Source organism: Citrobacter amalonaticus (assembly GCF_018252635.1).
In the GTDB taxonomy this organism is placed as follows: Bacteria; Pseudomonadota; Gammaproteobacteria; order Enterobacterales; family Enterobacteriaceae; genus Citrobacter_A; species Citrobacter_A amalonaticus_E.
The window spans coordinates 1-307 of the sequence record NZ_JAGTXM010000066.1; the positions used below are offsets into that span (position 1 = coordinate 1).

Genomic DNA, 307 nt, shown 5'->3' on the forward strand with positions numbered 1-307 from the left:
ATTAACGTTGGACAGGAACCCTTGGTCTTCCGGCGAGCGGGCTTTTCACCCGCTTTATCGTTACTTATGTCAGCATTCGCACTTCTGATACCTCCAGCATACCTCACGATACACCTTCACAGGCTTACAGAACGCTCCCCTACCCAACAACACATAGTGTCGCTGCCGCAGCTTCGGTGCATGGTTTAGCCCCGTTACATCTTCCGCGCAGGCCGACTCGACCAGTGAGCTATTACGCTTTCTTTAAATGATGGCTGCTTCTAAGCCAACATCCTGGCTGTCTGAGCCTTCCCACATCGTTTCCCAC

Annotated in this window: 1 rRNA gene; it reads right to left on the bottom strand. The window is 52.4% G+C overall.

Features of this window, described 5'->3' with window-relative positions:
* Positions 1 to 307 (bottom strand): 23S ribosomal RNA (locus KE671_RS22730); the annotation flags it as partial.